The organism is Streptomyces sp. cmx-18-6 (genome assembly GCF_046548915.1).
GTDB lineage: Bacteria > Actinomycetota > Actinomycetes > Streptomycetales > Streptomycetaceae > Streptomyces.
On record NZ_JAEBEP010000008.1, the window covers coordinates 131,829 to 154,405 of the forward strand.

General features: G+C 72.5%; 22 protein-coding genes. 11 read left to right on the forward strand and 11 right to left on the reverse strand.

Annotated elements, in window-relative coordinates:
• Positions 1–31 precede the first annotated feature (31 nt).
• Positions 32–250 carry an MbtH family protein gene (locus ACLJPL_RS20195; RefSeq protein WP_411082253.1) on the reverse strand — a complete coding sequence of 73 codons (219 nt, stop codon included), beginning with the start codon at positions 248–250 and terminating at the stop codon, positions 32–34.
• Between the two features lie 947 nt (positions 251–1,197).
• On the opposite strand from ACLJPL_RS20195, the gene ACLJPL_RS20200 reads away from it, so the two are divergent.
• The gene (locus ACLJPL_RS20200) at positions 1,198–2,178 is read left to right on the forward strand and encodes a restriction endonuclease (protein WP_411082254.1); all 981 of its coding nucleotides are present in this window, start codon (positions 1,198–1,200) and stop codon (positions 2,176–2,178) included.
• A gap of 92 nt (positions 2,179–2,270) precedes the next feature.
• Here the strand turns inward: ACLJPL_RS20200 and ACLJPL_RS20205 are convergent, their stop codons facing one another.
• Positions 2,271–3,329, reverse strand: a complete 1,059-nt coding sequence (locus tag ACLJPL_RS20205; RefSeq protein WP_411082255.1) for a VWA domain-containing protein — start codon at positions 3,327–3,329, stop codon at positions 2,271–2,273.
• Positions 3,330–3,470: 141 nt separating this feature from the next.
• Here ACLJPL_RS20205 and ACLJPL_RS20210 point away from each other — a divergent pair, with 141 nt between their 5' ends.
• Both ACLJPL_RS20210 and ACLJPL_RS20215 read left to right on the forward strand, forming a co-directional pair.
• Positions 3,471–3,695 (forward strand): DoxX family protein, encoded by a 225-nt coding sequence (locus ACLJPL_RS20210; RefSeq protein WP_411082473.1) that lies wholly within the window; start codon positions 3,471–3,473, stop codon positions 3,693–3,695.
• Between the two features lie 64 nt (positions 3,696–3,759).
• A complete protein-coding gene (locus ACLJPL_RS20215; protein ID WP_411082256.1) occupies positions 3,760–4,899 on the forward strand; it encodes an FAD-dependent oxidoreductase in 1,140 nt (379 codons plus the stop codon).
• 73 nt (positions 4,900–4,972) lie between these two features.
• Here ACLJPL_RS20215 and ACLJPL_RS20220 read toward each other — a convergent pair whose 3' ends face one another.
• Entirely contained in the window at positions 4,973–5,701 is a 729-nt protein-coding gene (locus ACLJPL_RS20220) for a hypothetical protein (protein WP_411082257.1), read from the reverse strand.
• Between the two features lie 137 nt (positions 5,702–5,838).
• Positions 5,839–7,737 carry a serine/threonine-protein kinase gene (locus ACLJPL_RS20225; protein ID WP_411082258.1) on the reverse strand — a complete coding sequence of 633 codons (1,899 nt, stop codon included), beginning with the start codon at positions 7,735–7,737 and terminating at the stop codon, positions 5,839–5,841.
• Between the two features lie 539 nt (positions 7,738–8,276).
• On the opposite strand from ACLJPL_RS20225, the gene ACLJPL_RS20230 reads away from it, so the two are divergent.
• Positions 8,277–8,564, forward strand: a complete 288-nt coding sequence (locus ACLJPL_RS20230) for a hypothetical protein (RefSeq protein ID WP_411082259.1) — start codon at positions 8,277–8,279, stop codon at positions 8,562–8,564.
• Here ACLJPL_RS20230 and ACLJPL_RS20235 read toward each other — a convergent pair.
• Together ACLJPL_RS20235 and ACLJPL_RS20240 are read right to left on the reverse strand one after the other, a co-directional pair.
• A complete protein-coding gene (locus tag ACLJPL_RS20235; RefSeq protein WP_411082260.1) occupies positions 8,561–9,163 on the reverse strand; it encodes a hypothetical protein in 603 nt (200 codons plus the stop codon). The genes ACLJPL_RS20230 and ACLJPL_RS20235 overlap by 4 nt on opposite strands.
• Positions 9,164–9,245: 82 nt before the next feature.
• Positions 9,246–10,199, reverse strand: coding sequence for an oxygenase MpaB family protein (locus ACLJPL_RS20240; protein ID WP_411082261.1), 954 nt, complete (start codon positions 10,197–10,199; stop codon positions 9,246–9,248).
• A 181-nt stretch (positions 10,200–10,380) separates the two neighbouring features.
• Between ACLJPL_RS20240 and ACLJPL_RS20245 the strand changes: the two genes are divergently transcribed.
• From ACLJPL_RS20245 to ACLJPL_RS20260, 4 genes are all read left to right on the forward strand, one after another.
• The gene (locus tag ACLJPL_RS20245) at positions 10,381–10,989 is read left to right on the forward strand and encodes a TetR/AcrR family transcriptional regulator (RefSeq protein ID WP_411082262.1); all 609 of its coding nucleotides are present in this window, start codon (positions 10,381–10,383) and stop codon (positions 10,987–10,989) included.
• 258 nt (positions 10,990–11,247) lie between these two features.
• Positions 11,248–11,616: a BatC protein gene (locus ACLJPL_RS20250; protein ID WP_411082263.1), complete on the forward strand. Its 369-nt coding sequence runs from the start codon at positions 11,248–11,250 to the stop codon at positions 11,614–11,616.
• Positions 11,613–12,830 (forward strand): cupin domain-containing protein, encoded by a 1,218-nt coding sequence (locus ACLJPL_RS20255; RefSeq protein ID WP_411082264.1) that lies wholly within the window; start codon positions 11,613–11,615, stop codon positions 12,828–12,830. The genes ACLJPL_RS20250 and ACLJPL_RS20255 overlap by 4 nt, the downstream gene beginning before the upstream one ends.
• Complete coding sequence (locus ACLJPL_RS20260; protein WP_411082265.1) at positions 12,827–13,723, forward strand: sucrase ferredoxin; 897 nt, start codon at positions 12,827–12,829, stop codon at positions 13,721–13,723. Before ACLJPL_RS20255 ends, ACLJPL_RS20260 begins: the two co-directional genes overlap by 4 nt.
• Positions 13,724–13,927: 204 nt before the next feature.
• Here ACLJPL_RS20260 and ACLJPL_RS20265 read toward each other — a convergent pair whose 3' ends face one another.
• The 4 genes from ACLJPL_RS20265 to ACLJPL_RS20280 all read right to left on the reverse strand — a co-directional run bounded on the left by ACLJPL_RS20265 (position 13,928) and on the right by ACLJPL_RS20280 (position 17,586).
• Positions 13,928–14,560: a class I SAM-dependent methyltransferase gene (locus ACLJPL_RS20265; RefSeq protein WP_411082266.1), complete on the reverse strand. Its 633-nt coding sequence runs from the start codon at positions 14,558–14,560 to the stop codon at positions 13,928–13,930.
• 73 nt (positions 14,561–14,633) lie between these two features.
• Entirely contained in the window at positions 14,634–15,665 is a 1,032-nt protein-coding gene (locus ACLJPL_RS20270) for a FecCD family ABC transporter permease (RefSeq protein WP_411082267.1), read from the reverse strand.
• Entirely contained in the window at positions 15,662–16,720 is a 1,059-nt protein-coding gene (locus ACLJPL_RS20275; RefSeq protein WP_411082268.1) for a FecCD family ABC transporter permease, read from the reverse strand. The genes ACLJPL_RS20270 and ACLJPL_RS20275 overlap by 4 nt, the downstream gene beginning before the upstream one ends.
• Before the next feature lie 119 nt (positions 16,721–16,839).
• A complete protein-coding gene (locus ACLJPL_RS20280) occupies positions 16,840–17,586 on the reverse strand; it encodes a helix-turn-helix domain-containing protein (protein ID WP_411082269.1) in 747 nt (248 codons plus the stop codon).
• Positions 17,587–17,725: 139 nt separating this feature from the next.
• Here ACLJPL_RS20280 and ACLJPL_RS20285 point away from each other — a divergent pair, with 139 nt between their 5' ends.
• Together ACLJPL_RS20285 and ACLJPL_RS20290 are read left to right on the forward strand one after the other, a co-directional pair.
• Entirely contained in the window at positions 17,726–18,712 is a 987-nt protein-coding gene (locus ACLJPL_RS20285) for an ABC transporter substrate-binding protein (RefSeq protein ID WP_411082270.1), read from the forward strand.
• On the forward strand, positions 18,712–20,493 hold the full coding sequence (locus ACLJPL_RS20290; protein WP_411082271.1) for a siderophore-interacting protein: 1,782 nt from the start codon (positions 18,712–18,714) through the stop codon (positions 20,491–20,493). Before ACLJPL_RS20285 ends, ACLJPL_RS20290 begins: the two co-directional genes overlap by 1 nt.
• Before the next feature lie 54 nt (positions 20,494–20,547).
• On the opposite strand, the gene ACLJPL_RS20295 is transcribed toward ACLJPL_RS20290, so the two are convergent.
• On the reverse strand, positions 20,548–21,834 hold the full coding sequence (locus ACLJPL_RS20295) for a tetratricopeptide repeat protein (RefSeq protein WP_411082272.1): 1,287 nt from the start codon (positions 21,832–21,834) through the stop codon (positions 20,548–20,550).
• Between the two features lie 224 nt (positions 21,835–22,058).
• On the opposite strand from ACLJPL_RS20295, the gene ACLJPL_RS20300 reads away from it, so the two are divergent.
• Entirely contained in the window at positions 22,059–22,541 is a 483-nt protein-coding gene (locus ACLJPL_RS20300; protein WP_411082273.1) for a hypothetical protein, read from the forward strand.
• Positions 22,542–22,577: the final 36 nt, after the last annotated feature.

Here is a 22,577-nt window from a genome sequence, read left to right on the forward strand (position 1 = left end):
CCGGTGGGAGCCCTGACGGTCAGAAGCCGGCCTATCCGGCGTCAGCTTCCATGGCCCGCACCAGACTGGCGGGACGCATGTCGTTCCAAGCCGCCTCGATCACGTCCAGACACTCCTGACGCGACCCTTCCGGGCCGTCCGCGCGCCAGCCGCCCGGGATGTCGAGACGCGCGGGCCACAGCGAGTACTGCCCCTCGTCATTCACCAGCGCCACGAACCGCTCCGACTCGTCGTCGAAAGGATTAGCCATGACTCCCCCACGTGTTCTCACTATTTCCACAGCATACTCATCGACCGTTTCCGGACATGCTGGTTCAGCGTTTTTCGCAGTCGCACCACCGAACCGGGTCACGGCGGCACGGTGCCGACCGCCGGAGCGGCGACACGCTACACCGCCGGATACCAGCGGCAAACCTGCGGCGGAGCCACGACTACCCCAGCTCCACCCTTCCATGCCAATCACATTAGAGGGCCGGTGGCAGTCAGGGCGCAGACTTACCCCACTACCTACGAGTATTAATTCGAACGAAAGACGCCAACCTCACCCGAGGCATATGCCAATTGAATCTCTAGGCGAATATCGAGCCACTCGATGCACCCATTGCGGGGGTATGTCCAATTATTGACCACGCCATTCCGGATACTTTCTCGCGCGACGCCCGCGAACCCCCGCGTATGCACGCAGAAAGCGCGGTGAGCTTCCATGCGCCGGGTGTGCGCCCCATTCGCGGACGACATCGAGGGGCCCTAGGGTGTGGCCGACGGATCAGGACCGGATAGGCCGCGGCGTCCGGTGCGGTGCGTCGCAAGGCGCTGGAACGTCCTCATCGCGGAGCGATTCGGGCGTTTCGGCAACGCCGCGAGGGATGGGGTCTCCCCTGCTCGAGCGAAGCCGAGAGCTTGGGGAAGTGCCGGGCGTCGCGGACCCGGCTCTGATCCGCCGGACACGCCCTAGCGGCCCAAGCCCCGGACCGCCGAGCCCCTACCGTCGACATCGCCGGACGCCCAGCGCGGCGCGGCTGTAACCTACTGGTCCGCGAGACCTTCCCGAGTCGGCGACCGGGGTCGAACACCCGCTGGGCGCGCACCGGTTCCCAGCCGGCTGTGGCCGGCCATGTCACTGCCGGGCACGCCTGTTCCACTCCGCCTCGCGCAGCGGCCCGCCGAGCCGTGTGAAGGAGTACCTGAGGGGGGAACGTGGCCGAGACGCCGCACAGGACTGTGCCGCCGCGACCGACGCGGATTTCTTCGTGGCAGCAGGCCGAGCACAACGCCGCCCGCTGGATGAACCACTGGGGCTACGCCGGCGCCACCGCCCGCCCCGGAGGGCCCGACTCCGGCATCGACGTCCACGCGGCCGGGGCCCTGGGGCAGGTCAAGTACCAGGCCGCCCAGGTCGGACGCCCGGACCTGCAACGTTTCGTGGGAGCACGCCCCCATGGATCGACCGCACAGCTGATCTTCTTCACCGGCAGCGGTTACACGGCCACCGCCGTGGTCTACGCCGAGGAGCGGACCATCGCGCTCTTCACCTACCGTCTGGACGGCACGATGACGCCGGTCAACGACACGGCACGCCGCATTCACCGCTCCGCCGCCGCCTCCGCATCGACCGCCGCATCCGCGTCTGCCGCGTCCACCGCGCCCGTGGCGTCCACCGCGTCCATGGCGGTTCGCGACCCCGGCACGGCCGGAGGGCAGACGTTCTGGCAGCGGAACTGGCGTGTCGTCGTGGGCGTTCTGCTCCTCATGGCGCCGCTGGGCTCGATCGGCGACGAGAAGACCTACACCGGCCCGCTCATCCTGGACATCCTGAAGTTCGTCGGCATCCTCCTGGCCTGCTGGGCGATCGGCACGTTCCTGATAGCCGCACGGTTCGGCTTCCGTGTCTCTCTCCGGATCCGGCCTCTCCGGGTGGCCCTCGTTCCCCGGTCGGGAGCAGGCCCCACCACAGCGGCGAACACGGTGCGTGTGCCGCGCCCCACGCGCGCCCGGCCCGGCCCACGCGCGGCGGCTTCCGGCGCCCGGCAGGACGACCTGGTGGCCGAGGCGGCGCGCCTGCTCCGTACCGGCAGCAAGCAGCACCACATCGACAAGGACCTCAGAGACCGAGGCATCGGGTTCATGGATCGCGGCCGCATCCTCAGCGATGCCAGGAAACTCAACAAACGCCCCTGAGGCATCGGTGACGCGCAGGCCGCCGCCCACGTGGCGCAGGCCGGGCACCCGGCGTCCCCGGCCGCCGCTCGCGCTTCGGCCCTCCCCTAGTCTCAGACCATGACGAGCAGCCGCGTCTTCGGCTTGAGCTTGCGGTTCACCGAACGGCTCTGTACGTACACCTCCAGCTCGGGGTTGTTGCCCGCCTTGACGGAGACGGTTCCCTTGATGCCCGTACCGAACAGGAGGCTGCGCGCCGCCTCGCCCGTGTAGGCGCGGTCGGTGTCCTTCTCGACCACGATGACTTCCTTGTCCGGCTGAACCTGAGCGCGGGCGCCCAACTGGTAGTAGCAGGAACCGCGTTCGTACGTCACACCGGGATGCGCGTCGACGAAGGACCGGATCTCGGTCTCCGTGTCGACCTTCAGGAGCCGGTACTTGCCGGCCGGGATCGGTTCGAGGTTCGCCCGCACCTCGTCCACCGATATGTCCTGGCCGACCGCGAACAGATTCTTCGTGCCGCGCACGCCCTTCTCACGGCCCCGGAGGAAGCTGGTGGCGGCGGCGCGCACGGTGCCGATCGCCTCCTCGACGCCTTCCTTGGAGTCCGCGTCCCAGATGGCGATGTTCCCGGCCGGGAAGCCGTAGTTCTGGGCGGTTCGCTTGGCCAGGGAGTTCGGGACGAGGATCGCCGAGGTCCAGTGCCCCGGCAGGCCGCCCATCTTCGCCGCGATCCTGTCGAGCCACGGACCGAGGATCGCCATGTCCCCGTCGTGCCTCCTGTCGCCGCCGGAGGCGTTCTCCTCGCCGTCCGTCACCACGATCTGGAGGAAGCTGTGCTCGCCGTACTCCTCCCAGATGTGCCCCAGGTCGTCCAGGGACTTCAGTGACGCCTCGATGAGGGCCGTGGCTCCGTTGTTCACCCTGTACAGCCCCCGCATGGACGGCAGATGCTTCACGTCCATGTCCCAGACCAGGTTCTCCACCCTGTGGTCGAAGGAGTAGAGACTGATCCGGGTCTCATGGCCGAGGCTGTCCGACTCGGCCTTCAGGCCCGCCACGAACTCGTCCACGACACGGATGAGCTGGTTCTCGTGCTGACGCATGGAACCCGAACAGTCCACGACCAGCGCGACATGATTCACCTTGTGCTGAATCCTGTTGGCGGACACGCTTCCACTCCCTTTCCAAGGCTCCCCCGGTGGCTCCCCCAGGTGATGACTCCACTCTAGGGAGAGGCACTGACAACGCCCCCTGGCGGCGGATGCGCCGAGGGGAGACGGGCCGGCCTCGGGCGCGGAGGGATCGCCGCCCTGCCGTACCCGGCAACCCCCGAACTCGCGGGCGCCGCGGATCTCTCCATCGGGCTGCCCGGCGTCCACCGGCTGGGCCCGGCGGCGGGTATCGGCTTGATCGCCTTCTTCGTCGGCGCGATCCTGGTTCACGTCCGCGCACGTGTCCTCCACAGCGTCGCCTTCCCGGGCGGCCACCTGCCGCTCGCAGTCGCCGGTGCCGGCTTCTTCATGGGCGAACCGTGATCCACGCCCGCGCGGGGATCACAGGACACACCCACGCGCGGCCACAGGAAAGGAACACCAGCTCATGGCTCTTCGCGTTCTCGTCATCGGCGGCGGGCTGATGGGAGCCGCCGCCGCCTGGCGGCTCTCGGTGCGCGGCCACCACGTCACCGTGCTGGAGCGTTTCGGCCCCGGCCACGACCGCGGCAGCTCGCACGGCACCTCGCGGATCTTCCGGCTGGCGTACGCGGAGCCCTCGTACACCGAACTGGCGCTCCGGGCGCTGCCCCTGTGGCGGAGGCTGGAGGAGGAGAGCGGGCAGTCGGTCCTGACGCTCACCGGCGCGGTCGACCACGGCCTGCCCCGGGCGGTGGACCGGCTGGCCGACGTGCTGGCCAAAGCGGGCCGGTCCGCGCGGCGGCTGTCGCCCGGGGAAGTGGCCGACCGGTGGCCGGGGCTCCGCGCCGACACGGCCGCGCTGTACCATCCCGACGCCGGCCGGGTGCACGCCGACGACGCCGTCTCCGCCCTGCTGAAGGCCGCCGGGCGGCGGGGCGCGGAGGTGCGGCACGGGGTACGCGTGACGGGCATTCGGCACACCGGCGCTACCGGGCGTATCGGGCGCGCTGGGCACACCGAGGGCCAGGTCACCGTGGTGACGGACGCCGACGAGGCACTGTCGGCGGACGCGGTCGTGGTCGCCGTGGGCGGCTGGGCGCCCGGTCTCCTGCCGGCCGTGGTGACCGGCTTGCCGCCGATGCGCGTCACCCAGGAGCAGCCGGTGCACTTCCCGGTGCCGGACGCGCTGGACTGGCCGTCGTTCGTCCACCACCCGGGGGCCGGCTGGGATGTGCCGGGCGGTCTGTACGGGCTGGGCAGCGTGGACGGCGTGAAGATCGGTCTGCACGGCGTCGGGCCCGTCGTGGACCCCGACCGCCGCGATCGTACGCCGGACCCGGCGGCCGTCGACCGTCTCCGCGCCTACGCGCAGGAGTGGCTGCCGGGCGTGGCCGGCGTCGAACCGGTCCCTCTCACCTGCCTCTACACCACCACGCCGGACGGGGACTTCGTCATCGACCGGCAGGGCCCGGTCACCGTGCTGGCGGGCTGCTCGGGGCACGGCTTCAAGTTCGGCCCTGCCATCGGTGACCTGGCCGCCGACCTGGTCGAGGGGCGGCCGGGCGCCCCCCGGTTCGCCCTCGGCCGCGTGCCGCCCGCCCGCTGAGCGCCCGCCTGCGCCAGGACACCCGTCAGGACATCCCTCAGGACATCCGTCATGACATCTGTCAGGACACCCGTCAGGACAGACGGGCGGCGATGGTCCGGGTGATCTCGGACAGGACCTTCTCCGTCCACAGCTTCCTGCGCTTCTCCACGGCGGCGCGGTTCTCGGCGGCTGTCGCGTCTGTGGGCGGCATCTCCAGCACACCCGCGGCGGAGGTGTCACCGTCCACCTCGAAGAGGTACGTCCCCTGAAGGCACGTCACCTTGCCCTGGAACGACGCCTCGACGTTGTAGCAGTCCTGAGCCCCCCAGGAATCGGCCAGGTCGACGAAGCCCTTCTCCTTTTCGTCCCGGTCCTTGTCCTCGCGATACCGCTCCTTTACGAGGCCGGCGTCCGCGACCGACGTCACGACCACGGTGAAGTGGCTGTTGCCGAACTCGTCGTCGCCGTGGTCGGGGAGGTGGAAGTCGTACTTGCAGCCGCCTCGGGGAACGTCGCCGGTGGTGCCGGGCGGGGCCTGGGTCAGCGGGTTGAAGTTCGTGATCGTGAGTTTCACCGGCTCGTGCTTGATCGCCTTCGCCTGCGGCAGGACGGCCTGGAGCTCCGCCTCCGTCACCAGCTTGCACGCGTCGGGCCATTGCGACAGGGCGATCGCCGAGCCCTCGGGCGGCCGCAGCCCGAGCGTGTCTCCCGCGGGCTCGGCCGCCCCGTACGTGACAGGGGTCGGCGGCTCCTCCCCGCACCCGGTCAGCAGTGCGGCTCCCGCCACAACGGCCAGGCATATGAGGCCCGTTCGCAGCATCACGTATCTCCTCGACTCTGTTCTTCCGGGTTCTTCGCGGGCCCCGGGGCTTCTTCGCACGCCCCAGGGTTTCTTCGTACGCCCACGGCTCTTCGAACGCCCCGGGCGGATCGCGGAATGCCGTTCGGCCGCCGGCCTCAGGGGCCGTCCGGGGCGGGCAGGTGCGGGCGGAGCTCGACGACGAAGTCCCGGAGACGCGCTTCGCGGTCGCTCCTGCCGGCCGGACTCCAGGTCTGCACCTCGACCCCGCCACCGCCGAGGACGTTGTAGAGGAACATGCAGGGGCCGCCCATGTCCGGGCCGGTGTCGGGGCAGACCTGCCAGCCGTTCAGGGCCGGGAGCGTGGGGTGGGAGATGCTGACCGGGCGGTAGTCCGCCGGGTGCTTCCCGTACCCTGCGGGGTCGCGCATGACGTACAGGCTCTGCGTGTCGCCGCTCGCTCCCCACTGGCAGCCGGAGTTCGTGTCGCTCGTCGCGTACGGCTTTCGGCTGCCGGGGTTGAGGCCGGCCGCGCGGATCGCCGCTTCCGGGATCTCGCAGGGGTCGAACGTCTTCGCGTCCACCTTCCCGGCACTCTTCTCCCCCTTCCCGCCACCCTTCGCCCCGTCACCGGCCTCTGCGGTGACGGGGCCGGACATCGTGTGGACAGCCGCACCCCCGGCGGCGGCGCCGACGACGAGCGTCATCGCGACGGACGCCACCGCCCAGCCGGGGACGGAGCCGCGCAGCGGAGGCGGCGGCCCCTGGCGGACGTCCTCCCCGGGGAGCGCGCGCAGGGCCCGCTGTTGCAGGACGAGCGCGCCGACCACGGCCGCGGTAGCCGCCAGCGCCCCCGCCATGAACGGCCAACGCTCCGCCAGGAGACCGCCCTTGAAGTTGTTCACGAGGGAGAAGGCGCCCACCGTGGCCAGGACGGACAGGGCGCGGACGGCGAGCGCGGCCCCTCGCCGCTGGGCACGGAACAGCCGCAGTCCACCGACGACCAGGGCGGCCGTGAGCAGTCCTCCGGCCACGGCGGCGATCGCGGCGGTCAGCCACCCGCCGGACCCGGTCAGCGCCAGCCCGACCGGTACGAGCACTCCGCATCCGGCGAGCGCTCCGAGGGCCAGCGAGGCCGTGGCCGCCTGCTGTACGGCCCGTGGCGTCGGGGGCGGGCCGAGGGGCGCTGCGGTCTGCGGGGGCGGCGGCCCGGGCCGGGGTACCGCCACCGTGGGTACGTAGCCGCCGCCGGGGCCCCCGGCGGCGGGGCCGGACAGGCTCCCTCGGATACGCAGCACCTCGGCGCGCATCGTCCGCGCGTCGGGGAAGCGGTCGGCCGGGTCCTTCGCCAGCGCCCGGGTCAGCAGTGCCTGCACTTCGGCGGGCGCCTGCGCGCCGAGGGCGGCGAGCGCCGGGGGCTCGGCGGTGACGTGGAGGTAGCCGATCCGGAAGCCCGAGTCGGCGTCGAAGGGCACGGTCCCGGTCAGGAGCTGGAAGAGGACGACGCCGACGGCGTACAGATCGGACCGGGCATCGATGCTCCGGCCGGATTCGAACTGCTCCGGGGACATGTAGTGCGGTGTCCCCACGGTGTAGCCGGTCCCGGTCAGCGCGGTGGCCTGCGCGTCCAGGGCGCGGGCGATGCCGAAGTCCATGACCTTCACCGAGCCGCCCGGGGTGACCATCACGTTGGCGGGCTTCACGTCCCGGTGGACGAGCCCACCGGCGTGGCTGGCGGCGAGGGCGTCGAGGATCTCGGCGACCAGTCGCAGGGCCTCGTCCAGCGGCAACCCGCCGGGGCGGGAGGGCACCGAGTGACTGAGCGTCCGCCCCTGGACGTACTCCATCACCAGGTACGGCACCCGCACTCCGGCGAGTTCTTCCTCGAACACGTCGTGCACGGCCACCACATGGGCGTGGCTGAGAGCGGCGGCCGCACGCGCCTCGCGCCGGAAGCGCTCCCGGCCGGTCGGGTCGGCGGCCAGCGCCGGGTTCATCGCCTTGATCGCCACGGTCCGGCCGAGGGCGGTGTCGTGCGCGCGATGGACGGCCGCCATCCCGCCTTGACCGATCAACTCCTGTACCACGAAGCGGCCTTGGGCCAACTGAGCCCCGGGCATGATCCCCACGGTCACCGGGCCGCCCCTGGGCCCCTCACCGGCCCGACGCCAGGACACGTCAGGACACCACACAGCTCGGTCATCGAACTCCCCCGTCATGCGGCGCGCGTCCGAAGACGGCGCGCGGACTGCTTCACCGGCTCCCGCGCGGCGCCGACAGTATGCATGACTCATGTGAAGCCCGCGGAGGGACGGTTGCGATCACGCCGCGGCATGAGCCGATCCGGCCGGCCTGCCGATCGCGAGGACGGAGTTCTCGACGGGTCACCCGAATGCGGCATTCCCCCCGGCGGAAGTGATCGTTGTGCGGAGTGCACCACCGCGAAGCGTTCTCCGTTTCGCATGGGACGAATCCCGAGGCCGTGCCTGCGCGGCAGTCACGCCTCCGCCCACGGTCCGTCCGCCCCCTCCATCCCCTCGTCGCCACCCCCGACTCCGGCGTACGGCGAGGTGAACGACGCAGGAAAGAGGAGCAGATGCACGAAGGAAGCATTCCGCTCGAGGACTTCCTCGACACCATGAACCGGCTCCAGGCCGACTTCGAGCGACGCCTCGGAAGCATCGAGCGCAAGGCGCCGCCGACGCCCTCGCCGCACGCCCCCGCACCGGAACACGCCGACGCGTCGGCGTGGACGCAGGAAGACGGCTACCACCCCCTGGGGATCGAGGCCATCTGGACCACAGCCCGCGAATCGCCTGCCGAACCTCCGAACAGGCCGCAGAAACGGTCCTCTCCCCACTACTGGGGCACCCCCGCCGACTAGCAGGCGCCAGGAGGAACGTTCAGCCTCTCATCGCCCGCGCCCTCGCCCGCGGTCGGAACAGCAGCCGAAGGCGAAGCCGCGCCGTCGCGCATCGGGTGGTGCGAGCGGGGCTCGGCCGTGCAGAACACGCACGCCTCCCAGAACGGCAGCGCGTCCAGCACCCGGTGACGTACGCACGAGGCCGTCGCGGCCTCCTGCGGACCGGGCAGGACGTCCGCGCCGCCCCTCGCGGTCGCCGGGTCGAACGCTTCCACCATCGCCCGGTACGCGCGCAGGTACCCCTCCGCCCGGGGCGGATCGTAGGTCAGTTCCTCCCACCGGTGACGGGACAGCGCCAGATCGAGGACGCGCAGCAGGAAGTCCTTGGCCGCGGCGCGCTCCTGCGGCGTGTCCCCCCAGTCGAGATCCGCGAGGCCGAAGCCGACCACCCCGCGCCCCATCACACTCTGGTCCTGAAGCGTCAGCAGGGCGGCGAAGCGGAAGTCCCACGGCTCGCGGGCCAGCGTGGACACGGAGAGCATCAGCACGTCCACGAACACCGCCGTGCCGCCGTTGGTCATCTCCAGGTACCGGCCGTCAGCGCCCTTGAACACGTTCATGCGTCAAGGGTAGAAGGGGCGGACGGGGAGGGCCGAGGCCCCGAGATCACCACGAGCGGTCAGCGGTTCCGGTGACGCCCCGTCAACGCTTCGGTATGTAGTGCTGCGGAAGCCCGCGCCGCTCCTGTGGGGGCAGGTTCCGGGCCGGTGTCTCCACCGGGCCCGCCGCCGGCCGGCCCCGCTCGCGGTCCCAGCCCGCGCGGGCGCGCGGATGGAAGCGGTGCCGCTCGGGGACGTATCGCCAGACGTGGTGCACCAGTCGGCCCAGGACGCGCAGCAGCCGTTCGTCGTGGGGCGTCCAGCGCAGGCCGAGGCGTTCGCGTACGGCGGGCGGGTACACGCCCACCGTGATCCACAGCGTCAGCCGGACCATCGGGACGCGGGCGAGGGCCCACAGCGGCGAGGGCAGCAGGCGCAGAAGAGGCGGTTTGGCGACGCGCCGCATGTTCAGGACGTCCCGGGTCGGGCGGTTGTCCTCCAGGACGTCGGCGCACATGTGGTCCCAGTACCTCTGGAACTCCTCCCAGCTGCCGGGAACGGGCTTCATCGACAGGCCGTACAGCGCGTACCAGCGGACGTGCTCGTCGAAGAGCGTGCGCCGCTGCGCTTCGGTGAGCCCGCCGCCGAAACGCTCGGCCACCCGCACGGTGAGCATGAAGAACGTGGCGTGCGCCCAGTAGAACGTGTCCGGGTTGAGCGCGTGGTACGGGCGGCCGCGCTCGTCGATCCCGCTGATCGAGGCGTGGTAGCCGCGCACTTCGCGGGCCGTACGGGCGGCGAGCGGGCCGTCGTAGACCACTCCGCCGATCGGATACAGCGAGCGGAAGAGGCGCTCCCAGCGCTCCTCGAAGAAGCGGGAGTGCTCGGCGACGCCCGCGCCCAGCTCGGGGTGCATGTTCTGCATCGACCCGGCCCAGGGGGCGAGGAGGAGGCCCCTCCAGTCGCCGAACCAGCGCCAGGTGAGGGAGTCGGGGCCGAGGGGTTCGACGGTTCTCGGGTCGGTCGGGGGGTTCGGTCCGTGAGCTGACGCTGTCACGTGTGCCTCCGCTGGGGGATTCCGTTCCGGGGCGGCTCTGTTCCGTGGCTCTGTTCGCGACCGTGCCGTGGCGGATCGTCCTGGCAGTTGCGCAGAGAGCAATCTGAGGACATCTGTCCTCAGGTTAGAATGTGCGGACGGCTGTCGTCAATTGGGTCAACAGAAAACGGGAGGGCCGGAGTTGACGGAGCGGAGCTGGGGCGGGACCAAGCTCGCCGAGCGTCGCGCGGCCCGCCGGCAGACCCTGCTGGACACCGCCGAGCGCCTGGCCGGCGAAGAGGGATGCGCGGCCGTCACGGTCCGATCGGTCTGCAGAGAAGCGCGCCTGACCGACCGCTACTTCTACGAGAGCTTCACCGGGCGCGACGACCTGCTCCTCGCCGCCTTCGAGCGGGTGGCCGACGAGGCGAGAAGGGCCCTGGAGGAGGCCGTGGCGCTCAGCGACCCGCAGCGGGAAGAAGTCAGGGCCCGGGCCGCCGTCTCCGCCTTCGTCGCCCTCGTCCTGGACGCGCCGCACAAGGGCCGGCTCCTGCTCCTGGAGCCCTTCGCGGACCCGGTTCTCGGGGCCCACAGCCATCGGCTCATGCCGGTGTTCACGGACCTCGTCGGCGGCCAGCTCTCCCGGGCGGGGGACGACATCGACCGCCGCATGGCCGCGCACGCCCTGGTCGGCGGCCTGGCGAACCTCTTCGCTGGGTGGCTGCACGGCACGCTCGACGTGCCGCGCGAGCGGCTGGAGGCGCACTGCGTGGACTTGGTGCTGGCGGCGACGGCGACGACGCGGGAATAGCACCGAAAGGCGCGGACGCCCGGACCTCCCACCGTCTCACCGTCGCGCCCCCGCCGGGGCCGCTCACCGTGAACCGGGGCGGCCGCCGCATCGGCCGTTCCGGCATTCGGAGGACTTCCCGTCGCCCGAATCGTTGTTTTCCGGCCACGGAGATACGGTACATAAGGGCCTTTTCGGTGCAGATCAACCTTCCCCGGCGACCGGGTTTCCGGACAGCGGAAATCCATCGTCCCCATGGCGCGACCCCCAGGAGGAACGATGACCCACCCCGAGGATGACGCGAACGGCAACGAGGGACCCGCGGACGGCGGAGCGGCGGGCACTCCCGGCGTACACGACGGCGGCGCAGACGGCGGAGCCGAAGGGCCTGCGGACGGCGGAGCGGCAGGCACCCCCGGCGTCCACGACGGCGGCGCAGACGGCGGAGCCGACAGCGGAGCCGAAGGACCCGCGGACGGCGGAGCGGCAGGCACCCCCGGCGTACACGACGGCGGCGCAGACGGCGGAGCCGACAGCGGAGCCGAAGGACCCGCGGACGGCGGAGCGGCAGGCACCCCCGGCGTACACGACGGCGGCGCAGACGGCGGCGCAGACGGCGGGGCCGACGAGGCCGGCAGCCGCTCTTGAGCGTGTCCCGGACCGAACTCCAGGACTCCGGCGTCCGTCGAGGCGTCGGGGTCCTGGAATCTCGCCTGACCGGGCTGAGCCGAGAGGAATTCGCCCGTGACGTCTGGGCGCGGACAGCGGCGCTGACCCGGGGCGCGAGCGATTTCTCCGATCTGTTCTCCACGTCCGCCGTGGATGAGCTGATCTCGCGCCGCGGACTGCGTACGCCCTTCCTGCGCGTCGCCAAGGACGGCTCCACGCTCCCCGCCTCGTCGTTCACCGCACCGGCGGGCGTCGGAGCCACCGTGGCCGACCAGCTCGACGACACCGCCCTGTGGCGCGCGTTCGCGGACGGGGCCACGCTCGTGCTTCAGGCACTTCACCGCACCTGGGAGCCGGTCGCGGACCTCGTCCGCGCACTCAGCGGTGAGCTGGGGCACCCGGTGCAGGCGAACGCCTATGTGACCCCGCCGCAGAACCGCGGGTTCGACGCGCACTACGACGTGCACGATGTCTTCGTCCTCCAGATCGAGGGGACGAAGCGGTGGGTCGTCCACGAGCCCGTGCTCCCCGACCCGTCGCGCGATCAGCCGTGGACCGACCACCGGCCGGCCGTCGCGGAGAGGGCCGCGCACGACACGCCCCACCTGGACACGGTGCTCCGTCCCGGCGATGTGCTGTACCTGCCGCGCGGGTGGCTGCACTCGGCCGAGGCGCAGGGGCAGGTGTCGGTTCATCTGACCCTCGGGGTCCATGTCTGGACCCGCTACGCGCTGGCCGAGCAGCTGACCCGGGCCGCCCTCGCGGCGCTGGGCGACGAACCCGCGATGCGCCGCACTCTGCCCCTCGGGACGGACGGCCCGAACGGCTGGGACGGCGAGCTGGACCGGGTACGTGAACGCCTGCTGGCCGCCGTCGCCGAGGCCGATCCCGCTCCGCTGTTCCATCGCGCCCGCCGGGGCCAGGGACGCCCGGCGCCACTGGGGCCGCTGGCCCAGCTCACCGCGTTGCACGACCTGGGCCCGACGTCGCCCGTACGGCTGCGCAGGGCGCTGGAACCCCGGCTGGAGGGGGCCCGGTTGTTCACCCGGGTGGGCCACCTCGACTTCCCGGCGGCCGATCTCGTACCCGTGACCCGGCTGCTGGAGGGCGGGGTCCGGACGGCCGGCGACCTCGGTCTCGCGCTCGCCGGGCGGCTGCTGCGGGCGGGCGTGCTGGTGCCCGCGGACCGGTGACCCCGCCGGAACGCTTCTTCTGCGCCGACGCCGCTCGGGCACGCAACGACGCCTTCGTGGGGACAGCTCCCTACGGCTTCGTCTGGGTCCTCATCGAGTACCGGCGCAGTTGGCCCGCCAACGGTTTCGACGGCCTCGACCTCGATCCGCGGACCAAGGCGCTCGTCTTCTCCGCCGCCCGGGCGCACCGCGCCCGGGTGCTGCTGATCAGGCGGCACGGACGCCGCCGGGCCGCGGGGAGCGGGCGCTGGGCGGTGCTGCGCCACGACGGTTCCGGCGCCCTGCGCCAGCAGTGGGGCGACTGGCGGCGCGACCAGGACCTGGCGGAGATCGTGACGGCCCTGGACTCCCCGGGGGAACCGGGCCGGCCGCCTGTCGTCCTCGTCTGCGCCCATGGCCTGCACGACGCCTGCTGTGCCGTGCGCGGGCGGCCCGTGGGCGGGGTCCTCAGTGCGCGCTGGCCCGACCTGGTGTGGGAGTGCACGCATGTGGGGGGCGACCGGTTCGCCGCCAATGTCGTCGTCGTGCCCGATGGCGTCTACTACGGCAATCTCGACGCCCGGTCGTCGGTCGCCGTGGTGGAGGAGCACCTGGCGGGCCGCATCCGTGCCGATCACCTGCGGGGCTACACCACCCTTTACCCGCCGCAGCAGGCGGCGGTGGCCGCGGTGCTCGGGCGCTTCGGCCCGGCGGGCAGACACGACTACGCGGTCGTCGGAACGGCCCGCGACGGGGACGGCTGGCGCATCCGGGTCAGCGGCACTCCCCCCCGTACGAGCGTGCTCGACGTCGAGGTGCTGGCGCGGCGCACACCGGCGCACCGGCTGACCTGCCGCGGACCGGCGGGGAGTTCCGCCGTCGTCTATGAGGTGACGTCGATCCGCGCCGGATGAGGGTACGTTCCCCACGCCAGGTGCGGCGGCCGGCCGTGGTGTGCCCGGTCGGCCCGGTGCGCTTGGTCGGCCCGGTGCGCTGGGTCGGCCCGGTCGGCCCCGGTGGACCCGGCCCGCCCGGCGCACACGGTCTGCCCGGCCGGCCCCGTGCGCCCGGTCGGCCCCGTGCGCCCAGTCGGCCCGGTGCGCCCGGCCGGCCCGTGGTCAGCTCCCAGCGGCAGGGCGGGCGTGCACGCTCACGGCGTAGCCGCAGCCCTCGACGTACGGATCGCCGCTCCAGGTGGCGTGGCGCTGCCGCAGGGTCAGTCCGGCGTCGGCGCACCACCGGTCGAAGTCCGCGAGGCCGAAGGGTGCTCGGGGCAGCGGCAGGTGCGCGGCGTCCAGCCCCATGCCCGTGACGAACAGACCGCCGGGGCGCAGTACGGCGGCCAGCCGCCCGATGACGGCTGCCTCGGTGCCGGGGGCCAGGAGGGGAATGACGTTTCCGGCGGCGAGTGCCAGGTCGAAGACCGGTTCCAGGCCGAGGTCGTCCATCCGGGCCAGATCCCCGAGGAGCCACTCCTCGGCGGGGGCCTCGCGGCGGGCGACGGCGAGCATCGAGGCGTCGATGTCGACGCCGGTGCAGTGGTGGCCCAGTTCGGCGAGCCGGATCGCGATCCGTCCGGTGCCGCAGCCGGCGTCGAGCACCCGGGCTGCGGGCCCCGCCAAGGCGTCGCAGAAGGCCGCCTCGCCGTGGATGTCGTGCCCTGACGCGGCGAGCCGCGCGAAGCGCCGGGCGTACTGTTCCCCGGCCTGTCCGCCGGTGAGTTCCGCCCAGCGGTCCCGCTTTCCGGTCATGTGCGCGCGCCTTCCGGTGAGTCCCGCCCCGTCGTGGGAGCGGGGACGTTCCCCCGCCCCCTCCCGGCAGAGCCTAGAGTCCCCGCCGGGCCTCCCGTACCAGCAGGACCAGCAGATACGCCCCGCCGACGCACACGGTGACCGCGCCGGTCGGCAGCACCACGCCCGGGATCGCGTGCTGGGCGGCGATGTCGGCCCCGAGGAGCAGGAGCGCGCCGACGAGCGCCGCGCCGGCGAGGTCGACGGTTCCGCGCCCGGTGAGGCGGCGGGAGATCTGCGGAGCCGCCAGGGCGACGAACACGATGGGACCCGCCGCGGCGGTCACCGCGGCTGTCGCGGCCACGCCGAGGACGACCAGCAGCAGCTTCGTGCGCTCGACGGGCACTCCCAGCATCGCCGCCGTGTCGTCGCCCAGTTCGAGCCACCGCATCCGGCGTTGCGCCACCGGGGCCGCCAGGGCGACCGCCGCCGTCAGGGCGGAGGCCATCAGGACGGCGGGCCAGCCGATGGCGCTCAGGGAGCCGGCCCCCCACACCGCGGCCCGCAGCGCGGTGTCCACGTCGGCCTTCACCGAGAACCACGTGTTGACCGAGGACAGCAGCGCGCCGACCGCGATGCCCACGATGATGAGCCGGAAGCCGCGCACACCACGGCGGAACGCCAGCAGATACACGGCGAGGGCGGTGATGAGCCCGCCGGCGAGCGCCCCCGCCGCGAGCGCCGCGTAACTGCTCGCGCCCGCGAGCAGCGTGAGGACGACGCCGGTGTAGGAACCGGTGGTGAAGCCGATGACGTCGGGGCTGCCCAGCGGGTTGCGGGTCAGGGACTGGAAGATCGCGCCGCCCACGGCGAGGGCCGCCCCGAACAGCACGGCGGCGACGATGCGCGGCGCCCGCCACTCCAGGACGACGGTGCGGACGCTGTCCTCGGCGGCGCCGGTCAGGACCGAGGCCAGGTCGCCGAGGCTCAGCGGGAAGCTGCCGAGGGTGAACGCCCACAGGGCCAGCGCGACCAGCGTGACGCCCAGCAGCCCGCAGACGAGGAGCGAGCGACGCGTCGCTCGCAGGCTCAGGGTCCCCGCCCTGAGGACGATTGCCCCGTTCACAGTTCCCTCACTCGGCTTCCGCGCACCAGCAGGATCAGCACGGGCGCGCCGATGAGCGGCATCATCACGCCGACCGGCAGCTCGGCGGGGATCACGATCAGCCGGCCCAGGACGTCGGCGAGCAGCACGATCGCCGGGGCGAGCACGGCGGAGTAGGCGAGGATCCAGCGCCAGTCGGGCCCGGTGAGCCGGCGCACGGCGTGCGGCGCCATGAGGCCGACGAACATCAGCGGGCCCGCGGCGGCCGTCGCTGTACCGCACAGCAGGGTCACCGCGATCACCACACCGCACCGGGTCGCGCCGACCCGCAGCCCCAGGGCCCGTCCCGCGTCGTCGCCGAGGGCCATCGCGTTGAGCGGGCGGGCACAGCAGGCGGCGGCCAGCAGGCCGGCCAGGACGAAGGGCAGGATGTCGCCGGCGGTGCCGGTCGGACGGTCGGTGATGGTGCCCGCTCCCCAGAACCTCATCCGGTCGAAGGTCTCCGTGTCGATCAGGGCGAGGGTCTGCGAGACGCCGGACAGTACCGCCGTGAAGGCGACCCCGACGAGGGTGAGCCGCAGCGGCGAGGGCCCGGCCCGGCCGCCGCTCGCGGCGAGGTAGACCAGCGCCGAACCGGCGATCGCGCCGACGAAGGCGAAGGGGAGGTACTGCTCGATGCGCGTGACGCCGAAGAGGGCGACGCCGAGCGTGACGGCGAAACCCGCGCCGGCGTTGACGCCGAGGACGCCCGGGTCGGCCAGCGGATTGCGGGTGAGCGCCTGCATCAGCGCTCCCGCCACGCCCAGGGACAGGCCGACGACGATGCCGAGCAGCGTACGGTCCACGCGGGCGTCGCTGATCGTGGCGTGCGAGGCGGAGCCGTCAGGGGCGGTCAGCGCCTGCCATACGATGTCGAGGGGGAGCATCGCCGATCCGATCGCGACACTGAGCAGCACCGCGACGAGGAGGACGCCGACCGCGACGCCCAGGCCGAGGAGCCGGCGCGTCCTGCGACGCGGGGACCTCGGGGACGCGGTCGGTGGTGGCTCGGTCGTCGTCGCGAGCGCCTGTGCCATCGAATCTCCCTGAGCGACCCGCCACGCGGACAACCCGGAGTGCCGTGGCGTGATCGACGTACGTGAACTGCTGGAACTGTCTGAACCCCGTGAACCCCTTGGAGCCTTCGACTCCCGGTTCAGGGGCCGCCGAGCGCTTCCGCCGCGTCCGTCGTGAGCGCGCTCACGGGCACCCCCGACTCGCGGCTCAGCGCGCGCAGCAGTCCGGCCCGGGTGGCGTACCCGGCCGCCCTGGCGGCCGCCGTCAGCTCACCCCCGCCGCGGAGGTGTTCGACGGCGGCGTTCATCCTGGCCCGGTTGCGCCACCGTGTGAAGGGCAGTCCGGTCTCTTCGAGGAAGACGCGCTGCACCTGGCGGGCGCTCATCCGGTGCTGTGCGGCGAGCTGCTCCAGCGTGACGGAGGGGGTGCGCAGGGCCTCGCGGGCGAGAGCGCGCACCGCCGGATGGGCGGGCAGCACGACCGGGAAGTACTGCCGGGAGATGCCTCTCAGTACGCGTCCCAGCGCCTGCCGGAACGGCTCCACCTGCTCCGACGTGGTCGGCGCCGCCCCGAGTGTGGTGGTCATGACCTCGACGATCGCGGGTACGACTCCGAGCGGCTGGACGCGGCATCGTGGCTGGTCAGAGGGGTTGAGGAAGGGGCCGAGCGCCATGCCGCCCGGCTCGATCCGCAGCGCGTGCGGCACCCGGGGAGCGAGCCAGAGCGCCTCGTGCCGCCCGAGCCGCCACTCCTCGCCGTCCGCGGACAGGCGGGCGTTGCCGGTCACCACGTAGACGAGGTGCGGTTCGTCGTGCTCGTGCGTGTCGTGGCCGAGAAACCGGATGGCGTTCTCGGCGACCACGGTGCCGAGGGATGTCACCGGCACGCCTGCCTCCTGTCGTATGCGATGCGTCGTGTCCGTCACCGGCGATGTCGCACTCGGATCGACGCAGCGGAACCAGCGAGGTTAGCCTCACCTTACCAACAGCCCGAACGTTCGATTCTGCCCAGTCACATGAGGTCCCATGTCTGCTCCCGCCCGCCTTCTCGCCTGCGCGCTCGTCGCCGCGCTGGCCCTCACCGGCTGCTCGGCCGCCGACTCGTCCGATGACGGGGGCAAGGCGTCCCCCGCGAAGACCCGTACGGTCACGACCGACTACGGCAAGGTGAAGGTGCCGGCCGAGCCCAAGCGGGTGGTCGTGCTGAACCACGCCCTCGCCGGGTACCTCTACGACCTCGACGTACCGGTGCGCGCCACGATCCCCGAGGACGCGGACGGCAAGGGCGAGTTCTCCCCGTACTGGGAGAAGGAGGCCGAGGAGGACGGCACGACGTTCCTGCCGTGGAGTGTCGACGGCTTCGACCTGGAGGCGATCCTCGCCCTCAAGCCCGACCTCATCGTCGGCGGCGGCATCGGCTTCCCGCTGTTCCAGGCGGAGAAGGTGTACGACAAGCTCTCCGGCATCGCCCCGACCGTGCTCGTGGGCAAGGAACTCGGTGACTGGCGGAGCCAGTTCTCCTTCCTCGCCGACGACGTGTTCGACAAGCCCGACGTCTACGACCGGCACCTGGCCGCGTACGACAAGCGGATCACCGAGGTGAAGGACGCGATCACACCGCCGCCCGGGCCCGTGTCCTACCTCGCCCTGACCGCCGATGGCACCGCGTACGGCCTGGTCGACAGCGTGGGCCTGCCCACCGAGCTGAAGAAGGTCGGCATCGAGCCCGCGCCGGTCTTCTCCGATGGCGGCTTCAAGGTGTACGGGCAGGGCGGCGACATGTTCGAGCTGTCGACCGAGAAGGTGGGCCAGACGATCACCCAGCCGTCCGTCTTCGTCATGGGTTTCAACGCCGACACGACCGACGTCGCCACCCTGAAGAAGAACCCCGTCTACGGCGCGCTGCCCGCCTTCAGGAAGAACCACGCCCATGACCTGCCGTACTGGGTGCTGCGCGGCGACTACGACGAGTCGATGGCGCTGCTCGACGTCATCGAGAAGAAGTTCTCCTGATGGCAGCCCAGCGCGCGTACACGACGCACCCCCTCGTGCTGCGCCGGGTCACCGTGCGCCGCGTCCACGAAGTGACGCCCAGGATGCGGCGCGTCGTCCTCGGCGGCGAGGAACTGGCCGCGTTCACCCGCGACGGAACTCTTCATCCCGCCTTCGCCGCGCCCGGGTTCGACGACCACGTCAAGGTGATCCTGGCCGCTGACGGGGACGTCCACGCGGCGCTCCCGGCGCAGTTGCCGCACGGCATCGAGTGGACACCGGCCGAACACCGGCTGACCCGCGACTACACGCCCCGGCGGGTGAACCTCCAGGAGGGAGAGCTCCACCTCGACTTCGTGGTGCACGGCGAAGGGCCGGCGGAAGCCTGGGCGACCTCGGCGCGGGAGGGCGACGAGCTGTGGTTCGTCGGGCCCAAGTCGTCGCTCCGGCTGCCCAAAGAGCTGGACTGGATCCTCCTCATCGGGGATGAGACGGCCCTGCCCGCGATCGGCCGCTTCCTCGACGAACGTCCGCTCGACGCCCCCGCCCATGTCCTGGTGACCGTCTCGGACGACTCGGCGCGCCAGGAACTGGCCCTGCGCGAGGGCGACACGATCACCTGGGCGGTCGCGGAGCCGGGCGACGCGGCGGCACTGGACGCCGCCGTCCGCGCGCTGCCGGCGCCGGCGGGTCGGGGATTCGCCTGGGCGGCGGCGGAGAGCCGGGCGCTGCTTCCGGTACGCCGGTATCTCCAGCGCGAACGGAAGCTCCCCAAGGACCGCTTGAACATCACGGGTTACTGGCACCGCGAGGAGGTCGCGGCACCGGAGGCGAAGGGCACGGCCGACGCGGGCGGCGCCCCGCAGGGCCCTGCCGCCGGTCCGATCCCGTCGCCGCTGCCGTGGCTGGTCGCGCGGGCCGCGCTGCTACTCGGCGTCGTCGACGCGGTGGCCGACGCACCGGGGCTCTCCGCCGGTGCGCTGGCGACCCGCCTGGGCGTGCCCGGGCCGGGGATCGACGTCCTGCTTCCGCTGCTCCGCGCGTACGGCGTGGTCGTCGACGGCGAGGCCGGGAGCGGGCTGCGCCTCGGTCCGGCGGGCGAGGAGCTCCTCGACGACCACGAGCGCGAGGAGTACACCGGCCATGAGGCCGAGCTGCTGCTCGCCCTCACCCACCTCGCTCCCGCGCTCCAGGGCGGTACGTCCCCCTGGCGGCTCGCCTCGGGCGCCACGCTGCTCGACGCGGTGACCGGCGACGCGGGACGCTATGGCGAACTGGTCGAGGAGTGCGAGCAGTTGGTCTTCCTGCTGAACGGTCTGACGGCCGACCCCCTCTGGGAGGACGTCGGGACCTGCCTGCTGACCGGGCCGGGCAGCGCCTCGGTGGTCGCGGCCCTCGACGACGCGGGACGGCTGCCGCGACTGCGGGTCGCGGAGGACGCCACACCGGCCACGGTCCTGCGCGGACACGTGCCGACGCCGGAACGCGTCGACTGGACGGCGGGCCCCGCCGATGTCGCCGTCGCCGCGAAGGCCCTCGCGTACCGCACCGACCAGGAGGCCGCGCTGCTCCTGACCCGGCTCGCGGACTGGACCCGGACGGCGATCCTCGTCGAGTCCTCCCGCCCCGACGGCCTGAGCCCGCACGCGGCGGAGGCGGCCCTGCACGCGTACGCCGCGACCGGCGGCCCGCTGCGCGACTCCGCCGCCATCGCCGCCCTCGCGCGGCGGTCGGGCTGGGACGTCGAGCGGACGATCGCCCTCGGCTGGGGCACGGAGGCCACGGTGCTGCGCCGGGGCTGACGTCTGGAGGGCATGGGGGCTCCGGGGCTGCGGGCCTCCGTCCGGTCTGCCGGTTCAGCGGCTGGGCAGGTGCTCGCTCCCCAGTCGCCTCGTCTCGTCCAGACGGTCCCGCAGGAGGGTGACCGCCTCCTCCGGCTCTCCCCCGCGCACCAGGCGTACCGCCGCCGCGATCACACCGTCCACGCTCCCGTGCATGAGGGCTTCGGCGCGCTCGGACCACGCGGGGGATCCGGCGTCGGCCGCCTCGGCGCGGCCGCACAGCTTCAGGACCTCCGCGCGGATGCGGGCGGCGTCGGCGGGGTGACCGCCGTGCCGGGCGACGTACTCGTCGAGGTACACGAGGGCTTCGTCGGCTCGGCCGGCCTCGACGAAGGTGCGGCAGAGCAGATCGACGACCCAGTCGGCGTCCCCGCCGGCCGTACCGACCGCCGTGCGCAGGGCCGCGATCGCCTCGTCGTGACGGCCGTGACGCGTCAACAGTTCAGCGAGCTCGCATGCCACGTGCAGGTCTCCCCCGCGGCCGCACCGCGTCAGCAGGGCGACCGCTTCCTCGGTCCGTTCCCGTTCCTCCAGGAAGCGGGTGAGCGCCGTCCTGGCGTACTCGGCCCCGTCCTCGCCGAGACGGGCGCGCAGTTCGTCCTCGCGTCCGTGCCGGGCGAGGAGAGCCGCGAGTTGCTCGGCGTGCTCGGCGAACACGATGCCGTCGACGCTCACGTGCTCCCCAAGCAGAGCGGCGGCCTCGTCGACCCGGCCCCGGCGCTCCAGGAGCGTGGCGTGCAGGGGGACGGTGTCCCAGGCGTCCAGTTGCCCCGGAGGGGCGAACGGGGCTGTCGGGCCGACGCCCACGGGTGGGAGCAGCGCGGCTGTCTCGTCGTCACGGTCGTGGCCCGCGGTGAGCTCCACCAGCAGTTCGGCGAGGGAACTGTCGGCGGTTCGCGGCCCGAGCAACGCGACGAGGTCGTCGACGCGCCCCTGGGCGGCCCACACGCGCGCCAACTCGCGCACGGCCTCCCGGTGACCGGTATCGGCGTGCGGACGCAGCAGTTCGGCCGCTTCGCCGGTTCGCCCCCCGTCGACGAGCAGCCGGCCGGTCGCTCGCACCGCCGGCCACCATCCGGTGGAGGTGAAGGGTTCCAGGAGCGCCAGGGCCTCGGCCCGCCCGCCGGAGCCTCCGCCGGCCACAGCGGCTTGCGCCAACCGGTGGGCGCAGAACCAGTCTCCGCCGGCCGCGGCTTCGCGGAGCAGGCCGTCGTGACCGTGCTCGTGGAGAGCCGAGGCGACGGCGGCCGGTATCCAGCCGTCGTAGGTGCGGTGGCGGTGGTCGAGGTCGGTGGCGTCCATGATCGTGCACTGTAGTGGCCCGAAACGCGCCCGTGGGACGGGCCTTTCGGTGCGGGTGGCGGTGGCCGAGGCGGCCGGGGCCCGGGGGCAGTCGCGTCGTACGGTACGGAGACCGGGGCGGCCGTCCAGGGTCGGCGCGCGGCCGGTGCGCCCGTCCCGTCCGCGTCGGGTGGAAGCCGGCGAGTCCTCGAAGGGCCCGGCAACGGTATGAGGGGAATGAGTTCATGGCTGCGGTGATCACCATGCTGGAAGATCTCAGGGGCCTCGCCCCGCTGACCGCCGAGGGTGCGGCGGCACGGTTCTCGGCCCAGGAGTGGACGCCCGGGGGCAAACCCCGTGACGGCGTGGAGACATCGTGGGACAAGAACGGCGTCGGGGGCTGGATCCAGACGTTCCGCAGCGAGTCGGTCAGCGTCTCGTTCGCCGTCTGGATCCGCGACGTCGACGAGTCGGGCTACTTCGACGACCTGGAGGCGGTCTACGAGCAGGGGCAGCGGGTGCTGGCCGGCTTCCTCCCGGAGATCGAGGAATCCCCTCTCGCCGGCCACCTGGTGGAGGCCGAGCAGACGGCGGCGGACAAGGACGAGTTCATCGAGGTGAAGAAGTGGACCCTGGACGGTCGGATCCTGACCGCAGGGGTGATCCAGCAGGACACCGATCTTCCGGTGATGGTCGTCGTGGCGCTGGAGGAGCCCGGCACCGCCTGACCCGCCCCCGCGCGCCGGGGCGCCCACGCTCCCAGG